At 70.3% G+C, this 9,699-nt stretch carries 10 protein-coding genes; 6 read left to right on the top strand and 4 right to left on the bottom strand.

Annotation, left to right across the window (positions count from 1 at the left end; genetic code table 11):
- The 4 genes from AOK08_RS08440 to AOK08_RS08425 form a co-directional block, all read left to right on the top strand.
- On the top strand, positions 1 to 204 hold a 204-nt coding region (locus AOK08_RS08440; RefSeq protein ID WP_241826870.1), incomplete at its 5' end, for a Gfo/Idh/MocA family oxidoreductase.
- Positions 201 to 734 carry a heme-degrading domain-containing protein gene (locus AOK08_RS08435; protein WP_055524836.1) on the top strand — a complete coding sequence of 178 codons (534 nt, stop codon included), beginning with the start codon at positions 201 to 203 and terminating at the stop codon, positions 732 to 734. The genes AOK08_RS08440 and AOK08_RS08435, both read left to right, overlap by 4 nt.
- Positions 735 to 824: 90 nt before the next feature.
- Positions 825 to 1,727, top strand: a complete 903-nt coding sequence (locus tag AOK08_RS08430) for an LLM class F420-dependent oxidoreductase (RefSeq protein WP_055524835.1) — start codon at positions 825 to 827, stop codon at positions 1,725 to 1,727.
- Positions 1,728 to 1,895: 168 nt separating this feature from the next.
- Positions 1,896 to 3,389: a condensation domain-containing protein gene (locus tag AOK08_RS08425; RefSeq protein WP_198539183.1), complete on the top strand. Its 1,494-nt coding sequence runs from the start codon at positions 1,896 to 1,898 to the stop codon at positions 3,387 to 3,389.
- Between the two features lie 68 nt (positions 3,390 to 3,457).
- Here the strand turns inward: AOK08_RS08425 and AOK08_RS08420 are convergent, their stop codons facing one another.
- The 4 genes from AOK08_RS08420 to AOK08_RS08405 all read right to left on the bottom strand — a co-directional run bounded on the left by AOK08_RS08420 (position 3,458) and on the right by AOK08_RS08405 (position 6,819).
- On the bottom strand, positions 3,458 to 4,315 hold the full coding sequence (locus AOK08_RS08420; protein ID WP_055524833.1) for a fumarylacetoacetate hydrolase family protein: 858 nt from the start codon (positions 4,313 to 4,315) through the stop codon (positions 3,458 to 3,460).
- Between the two features lie 143 nt (positions 4,316 to 4,458).
- On the bottom strand, positions 4,459 to 5,268 hold the full coding sequence (locus AOK08_RS08415) for a YidC/Oxa1 family membrane protein insertase (RefSeq protein WP_055524838.1): 810 nt from the start codon (positions 5,266 to 5,268) through the stop codon (positions 4,459 to 4,461).
- A 161-nt stretch (positions 5,269 to 5,429) separates the two neighbouring features.
- Complete coding sequence (locus tag AOK08_RS08410; RefSeq protein WP_055524832.1) at positions 5,430 to 5,759, bottom strand: DUF6412 domain-containing protein; 330 nt, start codon at positions 5,757 to 5,759, stop codon at positions 5,430 to 5,432.
- A 193-nt stretch (positions 5,760 to 5,952) separates the two neighbouring features.
- Positions 5,953 to 6,819, bottom strand: a complete 867-nt coding sequence (locus tag AOK08_RS08405; protein ID WP_079053905.1) for a class E sortase — start codon at positions 6,817 to 6,819, stop codon at positions 5,953 to 5,955.
- Between the two features lie 240 nt (positions 6,820 to 7,059).
- Between AOK08_RS08405 and AOK08_RS08400 the strand changes: the two genes are divergently transcribed.
- Together AOK08_RS08400 and AOK08_RS08395 are read left to right on the top strand one after the other, a co-directional pair.
- Positions 7,060 to 8,535, top strand: a complete 1,476-nt coding sequence (locus AOK08_RS08400; RefSeq protein ID WP_055524831.1) for a glycoside hydrolase — start codon at positions 7,060 to 7,062, stop codon at positions 8,533 to 8,535.
- Between the two features lie 181 nt (positions 8,536 to 8,716).
- The coding region (locus AOK08_RS08395; protein ID WP_055524830.1) for a hypothetical protein at positions 8,717 to 9,699 on the top strand (983 nt) is incomplete at its 3' end.

Genomic DNA, 9,699 nt, shown 5'->3' with positions numbered 1-9,699 from the left:
GCCGGGGAGTCCCCGCTCACCGGGGGCGGGCGGCCGGAACCGACGCTTCCGGGGGCGTACGAGAAGTACTACTCTGCGATCGCCGCGGCCCTGCGCGACGGCGGCCCCAACCCGGTGACCGCGCTGGAGGCGGCAGCCGCCCTCGACGTACTGGAGGCGGCCCGGCGTTCCGCGAACGAGAAGGTGACGGTGACCCTGCGATGACCAGTCAGAGGACCAGCGGGCACAAGACGGGCGGACAGCCCTCGCTCGGGCCGCGCATCGCGCCCGAACTCACCCCGAGCGTCGAGGAACTCGAAGCGGAGCAACGGCACTTGGTGTTCCGCCAGTTCGATAACGAGGACGCGTGGGCGCTGGGTTCGCTGCTGGTGGAGCTGGCGCGGGAGCGGCAGGCGCCGGTGGCGATCGACATCCACCGGGCCGGTCAGCAGCTCTTCCACGCCGCCCTGGCCGGCTCGACCCCCGACAACGACGCCTGGATCGACCGCAAGCGCCGGGTGGTGGAGCGCTACGGCGCCCCCTCCTATCTCGTGGGCGCCCGTTTCCGCGCCAAGGGCACGACGTTCGAGGACAGCTCGCGCCTCGACCTCGACAGGTACGCGGCCCACGGCGGCTCGTTCCCGATCACGGTCGAGGGCGTCGGGGTGATCGGGGCGGTGACGGTGTCGGGGCTGCCCCAGCTCCAGGACCACCGGCTGGTGGTGGAGGCCCTGGAGATCCACCTCAAGATGTGAGCGACGTACGTCGGGCGTGACGGGAATTATCCTGAGGCACCCTCCGTTTCAGCTGGTCAGTAGCGGCGGCAATGGAGGGACACGGAACCCATGAACCAGGTCAGCACCGGCGTCAGCGCCTCGCGGGTCGGCTCGTTGAAGAACACCGTCGGGCGGTACGGCATCTGGAGTTTCGGGCTGCGTTCGGAGGCCCCCGAGGGGGTCACCGAGCGGGCCGAGGCCGCCGCCGAACTGGAGGAACTGGGCTTCGGTGCCGTCTGGTTGGGCGGCAGCCCGGAGGTACGGCACGCCGTTCCGCTCATCGCGGCGACCTCACGGCTCGTGGTGGCGACCGGCATCCAGAGCATCTGGCAGCGTGAGGCGACCGAAGCGGCGTCCGCCTACGCGGAGTTGGAGGCGGCCCACCCCGGCCGCTTCCTGCTCGGCCTCGGGGTGAGCCACGCCGGGCAGGCGGAACGGTACCGTCGCCCGTACGCCTCGATGGTCGAATACCTGGACGTCCTGGACGCGGCCGGGCTGCCCGCCGAACGCCGGGTGCTGGCCGCGCTCGGCCCGAAGATGCTCGGGCTCTCGCGGGACCGCGCCGTCGGCTCGCACCCGTACCTCGTGACCCCCGAGCACACCGCGCAGGCCCGCGCGACGCTGGGCGAATCCCCGCTGCTGGCACCGGAGTTGAAGGTCGTCCTGGAGACGGACCCGGACCGGGCCCGCACGATCGCACGCGGCGCCCTCGCCATCTATCTGACCATGCCGAACTACACGAACAACTTCCTGCGCATCGGCTTCACCGAGGACGACATCGAGGACGGCGGCAGCGACCGTCTCGTCGACGCGGTGTTCGCGTGGGGCGACGAGGACCGCATCCGCGAGCGGATCGACGCCTTCCACACGGCGGGCGCGGACCATGTCACCCTCCAGGTCGTCGAGGGCGGACCCAGGGACGTCCTCCCCCGCGACGGCTGGCGCCGGCTGGCCGCCCTGCTGAAGCCGTGAGGCTGCCGGAAGCCGCCTGAGGCCGCCTGAAGCCCCCTCTGGGTATGGCGTTTCAGCCATGGCGTTTGCGCTGTGGCGTTTCCTTCGGACGCATCCGGTCGTTGGTCTGCACGTGTCATCGGGCGGGATCCAGGAGCCCGGTGACACGCATGCGAACGGAGAAGTCCCGTGCGATTGACCGATATCCACCGTTGCGAGATCCGGCCCGGACGGCTCGTGACCTGGACCCTGCATCCGACGACCGTCGAGAGCGTCGCCGAACTGCCGGAGGACACCCGTCCACCCGCCTACGTACAGGAGGCACACGTTCGCACCGCGCGAACAGTGCGTGAGGACGGCCTGTTCGTGCCGACGTGGCTCGGTACGGCCTTCGACATCCCCGGGCAGGTCGATCTCGACGTCCTCCAGGGCGCGTTGCGGACCTGGACACTGCGGCACGAGACGCTGCGCAGCGGTTTCCGCTGGGCGGATGCCCCGCCCGCCTCTCCCGACACCGCGCCCGGCACCCACACCCCTCCCGCATCCGCTCCCAGCGACGAACTGCGGCGCTTCACACTCGCCCCCGAGGCCGTCGTCCTGCACCGCGAGGACGTCGGTGACTTCCGGGACGGGGCGGTGCTCGCGCGCTATCTGCAGGATCGGTTCGACATCGCGGCGGACGCGTTGACCTGGCCGAACTTCATCTACACGGCGGTCGTCAGGGACGACTGCACCAGCGTCTGCATGGCGTTCGACCACACCAACGTGGACTCGTACTCGATCTTCCGTATCGTCGACGAGATCCACCAGCTCTACACGGCCGGCCTCGACGGCGGGACGGTCGACACGGCGCCGGTCGCCAGTTACGTCGACTTCTGCGCGAGCGAGCGTACGCACGCCGACGGGATCGACGAGACCCACTCGATCGTCGCCCAGTGGCGGGAGTTCATCGCCCGCTGCGACGGAAAGCTGCCGAACTTCCCCGTCGACCTCGGCCTCGACCCCGAAGGACCGCTCCCCACGCAGAAGTTGATGCGGGAGTGGCTCACCGACGACGCGGACGCGGCGGCCTTCGAGGCGTACTGCCGTCCGTACGGCGGCAGCATGATCGGTATCCTCGCGGCCACCGCCCTCATCGTGCGCGAGATCAGCGGCCAGCAGGTGTACCGCACGGTCGTGCCGTTCCACACCCGGGCCAGGTCGGAGTGGTCGGACTCGGTGGGCTGGTACGTGGGCGGCGCGCCGCTGGAGATCCCGGTGGGCCAGGTGTCGGACTTCGACGGCGCGCTGGACCTGGTCCGCACCGCGCTGCGGGCGAAACGCCCCCTGTCGAGGATGCCCATCGCCCGGGTGCTGAAGCTCCTGGGCTCCGACTTCCGGCCCACCTCACCGGACCTGTACTCGATCGTCTCCTTCGTCGACACCCGGGGCATCGCGGGCTCGGAACGCTGGGCCGACCTGAAGGCGTACGGGCTGATCCGCGTCTCGTACGGCGACCAGGTGTGCGCCTGGGTCACCCGCCTCCACGAGGGCCTCCAGTTCGCCGCCCGCTACCCGGACACGGACGTGGCCCAGAAGAACATGCGGTTGTACGTGACAAGGCTGAGGGAACTGATCAGGTCGGTGGCGGACGGGGCCCCCGACAGGGCCGCGGCCCCTATGAGGGACGCGGCCCACTCATAGGGGCGCGGGGAACCGCGCGACCAGCCCCCACTGACCCGCAGCCGAATATCCAGCCCCCAGCGGAGCGGCTACGCGTCCTTGAACTCCTGACGCTGCCTGCCGAGGCCATCGATCTCCACCTCGACAACATCCCCGGCCCGAAGGAACGGCTTGGGGTCGGGCTCACCCAGCGCAACCCCGGCCGGCGTACCCGTGTTGATGACATCACCCGGGTACAAGGTCATGAACTGGCTGACGTACCGCACGACTTCGGCGACCCCGAAGATCTGCTCGGCGGTCGTCCCGTTCTGCTTCAGGTCGCCGTTCACCCACAGCCGCAGCCCGAGCTGCTGCGGGTCCGGCACCTCGTCCGCGGTCACCAGCCAGGGGCCGAGCGGGTTGAACGTCTCGCAGTTCTTCCCCTTGTCCCAGGTGCCGCCCCGCTCCAACTGGAAGTGGCGCTCGGAGACGTCGTGCGAGATCGCGTACCCCGCGACATGCGCGAGCGCCTCCTCGTGCGAGTCGAGGTAACGGGCCGTACGTCCGATGACTACCGCGAGTTCGACCTCCCAGTCGGTCTGCTCGGACTTGCGCGGCACGAGCACCGTGTCGTACGGCCCGACGACCGTGTCCGCGGCCTTGAAGAAGAGCACCGGCTCGGCGGGAGGCTCCAGGCCCGTCTCGCGGGCGTGGTCGTGGTAGTTGAGCCCGACACACACGATCTTGCCGACGCGGGCCAGCGGCGGACCGACGCGCAGTCCGGTCGCGTCGAGTACGGGCAGCTCACCGGCGTCGGCGGCGGACCGGATCCGGTCGAGGGCCGCGTCGTCGGCGAGCAGGGCTCCGTCGATGTCCGGGACGATCCCCGACAGGTCGCGCAGGTTTCCCTCGGCGTCGAGCAGCGCGGGCCGCTCCGACCCTGCCGTACCGACTCGCAGCAGCTTCATGATCGTTCTCTCTCTCGCTTACGTTCCCGGTCGCGTCCTCCGCCGACACTCACCGGTATTCGCCGGCCATTCATCGATATTCATCGGAGGACTGATCGATCGTCTCGATCGTCCAAGGTCGGCGGCCTGTCCGCAATACCCGTTCACGTAGTGGACCGGGCGGCGGACCCGGCGGACCCCGACCCCGAGGCCTCCGCCCCTGCGGCCACCGCGGCCCCTGCCCCCGGCGCGAGCTGCCAGCGGTAGAGCGCCGCCCGCTCGACGGCGCTCCAGGTGGTGCTGGTCACCATGTAGAGCGCGGCGGCCAGTGGCATCACGGCAACCGAGAACAGCGTGAGGAAGGACATGAAGGGCGCGAACTTCGCGGCGGACGCGAGCCCGGGCAACGGCTCACCGTCTCCGGTGGTCACCGTCATCGGGCTGGCCGCCATCACCAGCTTCATCCGCCGGTAATTGAAGGTGGCGACGGCTCCGACCAGCACGAACAGCCCGAGGTAGACGAGCCCGGCGGCCCCGAGGAGCCCGTCCCCGCCGAGCGCGTCGGCCCACCGCCCGCCGAGCGGCGCGGCGAACAGCCGGTGGGTGAGGAGACCGTTGGTCCGGCCGCCGATCTCCCGGTTGGAGAAGAGGTGGTAGAGCAGGAAGAACGCGGGGAGCTGGAACAGACTCGGGAGGCATCCGGACAGCGGCGAGACCTTCTCCTCGGCGTGCAGCGCCATGATCGCCTGCTGGAGCTTCTTCGGGTCCTTCGCATGCCGTTTCCGCAGCTCGGCGACCCTCGGCTGCAACACGGCGCGCGCCCGCTGGCCACGCGCCGCGGCCCGGGACAGGGGGTGCACGAGGAGTCGTACGAGCGCGGTGAACACGATGATCGCGACGGCCGCCGAGGACGCGTGGAAGAGGGGCTGGAGCAGATCGGCGAGATGTTCGACCAGGCTCGCGAAAGCGGACATGAAGGCGGACAGGAAGCTGAACATGGAAGAGCCCTCCGAGGGGTCTCGTCGTGCCGGGAATCAGGAATGAGGGGAGATCCGGCGTGACGACCCGCGTGGGAGCACATGTGCGGTCGGGTTCGAGTGCGATCGAACCCCTGTGCGGACGGGTGCTGTGTGCCCTACGCGGTGGTCGTCGGGAGGGCGAGTCCCGGGGCGCGGGGGCGGGTACGGCCGCGGGCGTCGGGGTCCCGTTGCGACAGGAAGGCCGTACGGCGGGCGCGGTCGCGGATGGCCGTACGGACCCGGGTGGGCGGCACTGCGGGCGCGCAGCGTGAGGCGATGAGCGAGCAGGCGGCGAACGCGGACCCGGCCGCGGCTGCCGCGGTCGCCGCGAGGGCGACGGCGGCGGTGAGGCTGCCGGCGTCGAGCAGCGCGACCTCGATGAGGAGCAGGAACAGCGCGGCGGCGGCACGTGCGTCCATCCGGACCGGACTCCAGCTCCGGATCATGCCCACGCCTCCTCTCGTACGACTGTCGTACGACCGTCTTGTGACCGTCTCGCGGCCTGCCTTGCGACTGTCTGCTGACAGTCCGCGCTGCTGTTCGTTTATACAGGATGCCCGATACGGGATGTCCGCCACAGGACACCCACGCAGGACGTCCGAAACGTGCCGCCCGACGCGGCGTGGCGCCGGGCTCGGCTCAGCGGGCCCGTACCGACGTGAGCACGCCCCAGACGACCAGCCGGTAGCGGGAGGTGTACTCCGGGGTGCAGGTGGTGAGGGTGAGGTAGTGGCCCGGGGCGCGATAGCCGTAGCCCGGCCTGACGGTGGAGCGGGGGACGGCCCTGATCACGCCGTCGTCGCGGGCGGAGGTCCGAGGGAGTGTCCGGTCGACGGTGTACGAGTACACCGCGTCGGCCGTCTCGACCCGGACGGTGTCCCCGCGCCGCAGCCGGTTGATGTACCGGAAGGGTTCGCCGTGGGTGTTGCGGTGCCCGGCGACGGCGAAGTTACCGGCCTGGCCCGGCTGCTGAGTGCCGGGGTAGTGACCGACGTACCCCTTGTTGAGTACGGCCGCCTTGCCGACGCCCTCGGCGACGGGGACGCGGAGACCGAGCGAGGGGATGCCGAGGACGGCGTACGCCTGGGACCGACCGGGCGTGTTCGAGCCGGTGCCGCCGCGGTGAGTGCGGGCGGAGCCGGCGGAGCCGGTCAGGGGCGCGGAGTCGCCGGGCCCGGAAGCGTCCTCCGGGTTCGCCGGAGCCGCCGGACCCGCGGAGTTGCCCCACTCCCTCTCCAGTGCCCGTACCTCCCGACGGGCGCCCTGCTCGGCCTCGCGGTTGGTCCACCAGAGCTGGTGGACGACGAGGAGCGCGAGGACCGTGCCGAGGGTGACGAGGAGTTCGCCGCAGGTCCACAGGAGGCGGCGACGGAGGGCGCGCCGGCGGAGGGTTTGGTGCGTGCGGTGCGTGCGGTGCGTGCGGTGCGTGCGGTGCGTGCGGTGCGTGCGGTGCGTGCGGTGCGTGCGGTGCCTTACTACGGGAGCCGCTGGAGGCCGAGCCCGCATGCGTATGCCTCCTCCCCGCCCCCACATGGGTCGGCCGCACGATAGGGCAGACCTCGCGAAGTCACCAGGCCCGCCGCCCGGCGCTCCCGCTTCCTGTCCGTCCGTCCCCGTGAGCCACCTTTGTCCAGTGGTTCTAAAAAGGGGTGCAATAACTATCGACAACCTCCCCCACCACACCCGATGCTTCCTGATGGAACGAACAGAGGCGAACAGAGCAGGTCAAATCCGGACGGAGATCCCATGATCCGACGCAGATCGCTGCTGGCCGCGGCAGGAGGCGCCGCACTCGGCAGCGCCCTGGCGGCAGGCACCGCGCGGGCAGACTCGACCATCACCATCAACCCCGGTACGAAGTACGGGACTTGGGAAGGCTGGGGCACCTCGCTCGCCTGGTGGGCGAATGTGTTCGGCGACCGGGACGACTTCGCGGACCTCTTCTTCACCACCAAGTCGGTGACGTACAAGGGGACTTCACTGCCCGGCCTCGGACTGAACATCGCCCGCTACAACCTCGGCGGGTCGAGCTGGAACAGCGTGGGCGGCGAGAAAATGGTGGCGTCGGCGAACATACCGGCGTTCAAGCAGATCGAGGGCTACTGGCAGGACTGGAACAACGAGGACCCCGCGTCCTCGGCCTGGAACTGGTCGGCGGACGCGAAGCAGCGGGCGATGCTGACGAAGGCGGCGGCGCGCGGTGCGACCACCGAGCTGTTCGCCAACTCCCCTATGTGGTGGATGTGTTCGAACCACAACCCGTCGGGCGCCTCGGGCGGCGGCAACAACCTCCAGACCTGGAACTACCGCCAGCACGCCTCGCATCTGGCGGCCGTGGCCCTGCGCGCCAAGAACAACTGGGGTGTGAACTTCGCGACCGTTGACCCGTTCAACGAGCCCTCGGCGAACTGGTGGACCAACACCGGTACGCAGGAGGGCTGCCACGTGGACGCGTCGGTCCAGTCCGCCGTACTCCCGCACCTGAGAAGCGAGTTGGACAAGCGGGGCCTGACGGGGATCAGGATCTCGGCCTCGGACGAGACCAACTACGACACGGCCCGCTCGACCTGGGCCGCCTTCAATTCATCGACGAAGGCCCTGGTGAGCCAGGTGAACGTACACGGCTACCAGGGTTCGGGAGGCCGCCGCGACCTCCTCTACACAGACGTGGTGACGACGTCCGGCAAGAAGCTGTGGAACTCGGAGACGGGCGACAAGGACGGCACCGGTCTGACCCTGGCCTCGAACCTGCTCTCCGACTTCCGCTGGCTGCACCCCACGGCCTGGGTGTACTGGCAGGTCATGGACCCGACACAGGGCTGGGGGATGATCGGCTACGACCCGGGCACGCTCCAGCCGACGACCGTCACGACCAAGCACTACGTGATGGCCCAGTTCAGCCGGCACATCCGCCCCGGCATGACGATCCTCGACACGGGCGTGGCCAACGCGGTGGCGGCGTACGACGCGAGCGCGAAGCGCCTGGTGATCGTGGCGCTGAACACGTCGTCCTCGGCCCAGACGCTGACCTTCAACCTCTCGGCCTTCAGCACGGTGACGGGCGGCTCGGGCGGTGTGGTCCCGCGCTGGAACACGGTGACGGGCGGCGGCGGTGACCTCTACACGGCCCGCTCGGACCGGTTCCTGAGCGGCAAGACGGTGGCGGTGCCGTTCGCGGGGGGCGCGGTGCAGACGTTGCAGGTGGACGGGGTGACCATCTGAGGCGGGGTGCGAGCTGAGTCGCCCATGGGCGTGTCCGAGGGGTTGTCACCCTTCGGACACCCCTCGGGCACTCGTCGAACACCCCCTCGGGCACCCCTCGGGCACCCCATTGGAGATCCCTTGGAGATCGCCCTCATGACCGCCCCTCCGCATTGCCGGGCGTCGGCAGTACGGTGATCCCATGCGCCCCGACACGCCTCCGGAAAACGTCGACCACATCGCCGAAGCGGCCCGCCTGGAGCGGACCGCCGGCCTCTACCCCGAGGACGCCGAGCACCTGCTCGTACAGGCCTCGGCCCACCTCGAACTGGCCGGCGACCGCCCCGCCGCGTCAGCCCTGTACGACCGCCTGCTCCAGTCCCCCGCCGCCCTGGAGAACCCGCAGCTCGTACGCGCCCTCAAGGCGTCGAACCTGTGGGAGTACGGCCACGAGGCGGAGGCCCGCGCGATCATCGACGGCGTCCGCGCGGCCCGCCCGCGCGACCCGGCGCCGTGGGTGATCGTCGCGGAGTCCCTGGAGTCGCACGACGAGTTGGAGGCGGCCCAGGAGACGTTCACGGAGGCGGCCCGCCTGCTGATCCCGGACACGCAGGAACCCCCGTACTCGACCCACCCGCTCCTCTACGGCCGCCACCGCGTACGCCGGATGCTGGGCGTCGCCCACGACGACTGGGACACCCTGGCCGACACCGTCCACGCCTCCCACTCGTCCCACTCGTCGCCGGTGTCGCTGGACGAGCTCCACGACCCCAAGCGGGTCTGGTCCCTGGGCTCGGACAACCCGGCGGAGCTGCGGGCGGAGATCTTCCGTCTGCGCGCGGAACTGGGCGCGTTCAGGGAGGCGCTGTCCCGCCCGTTCCCCGTGGCGGTACTGCACTGGCCGGCGGCGGAACAGACGGAGCTGGTGGCGGCGTACCCCGACCTGACGGACGAATACCCCTCGCACGACGACCACCTCGCGACGATAGAGGCGTCCCTGCGGGAACTGTCGGCCTCCGGCACGGCGAACCTGGGGATCGTCACGGGAACGGTGCCGTCCTACGAGGCGTTCGCGGCGTCGGAGGGCGCTTCCCCCGGGGCTGCCGAGCTGCTCCCGCAGTACGCGACGACGCTGGCGGCACGCGGATTGGCGGTGGCGTGGCCGCCGCCAATCCGCGTGCCGCC

Source organism: Streptomyces graminilatus (assembly GCF_001418565.1).
Classification (GTDB): Bacteria; Actinomycetota; Actinomycetes; order Streptomycetales; family Streptomycetaceae; genus Streptomyces; species Streptomyces graminilatus.
The sequence above is the reverse complement of the archived record's forward strand: the minus strand, read 5'-3'. Positions and strand labels throughout refer to the sequence as shown.

Coding starts and splice junctions, on each gene's coding strand:
- AOK08_RS08435 (WP_055524836.1), top strand. CDS start 201: ATGACCAGTCAGAGGACCAGCGGGCACAAGACGGGCGGACAGCCCTCG.
- AOK08_RS08430 (WP_055524835.1), top strand. CDS start 825: ATGAACCAGGTCAGCACCGGCGTCAGCGCCTCGCGGGTCGGCTCGTTG.
- AOK08_RS08420 (WP_055524833.1), bottom strand. CDS start 4,315: ATGAAGCTGCTGCGAGTCGGTACGGCAGGGTCGGAGCGGCCCGCGCTG.
- AOK08_RS08415 (WP_055524838.1), bottom strand. CDS start 5,268: ATGTCCGCTTTCGCGAGCCTGGTCGAACATCTCGCCGATCTGCTCCAG.
- AOK08_RS08410 (WP_055524832.1), bottom strand. CDS start 5,759: ATGATCCGGAGCTGGAGTCCGGTCCGGATGGACGCACGTGCCGCCGCC.
- AOK08_RS08405 (WP_079053905.1), bottom strand. CDS start 6,819: ATGCGGGCTCGGCCTCCAGCGGCTCCCGTAGTAAGGCACCGCACGCAC.
- AOK08_RS08400 (WP_055524831.1), top strand. CDS start 7,060: ATGATCCGACGCAGATCGCTGCTGGCCGCGGCAGGAGGCGCCGCACTC.